General features: G+C 54.8%; 1 pseudogene. It reads left to right on the plus strand.

Annotated elements, in window-relative coordinates:
- A pseudogene (locus tag HBA93_RS20015) lies at positions 1-321 on the plus strand (dihydroorotase); the annotation flags it as partial.

The raw sequence follows: 321 nt of genomic DNA on the forward strand, positions 1-321 counted from the left end.
CCTATGCGAAAGATTTCGGCGCGGTTATCGCCCATGAAACCATGGATCCGTATTTAGGCGGCGGGGCGATGAATAGCGGGCTTTATGCCAGCTGGCTCGGCCTGTCCGGCAGCCCGCGTGAAGCAGAAGTGATTCCGCTGGAGCGCGACCTGCGTCTGGCAGCCATGACCGGCGGCCATTATCACGCTGCGCAGATTTCCTGCGATATGTCGGTGCAGACTTTACGCCGCGCTAAAGAAACCAACACAAAAGTCAGTGCTGCCGTTTCGATCAATCATTTGTCACTCAACGAAAATGATATCGGCGAATATCGCACATTCT

Origin of the sequence: Ochrobactrum sp. SFR4 (assembly GCF_019730395.1) — a bacterium.
Classification (GTDB): Bacteria; Pseudomonadota; Alphaproteobacteria; order Rhizobiales; family Rhizobiaceae; genus Pseudochrobactrum.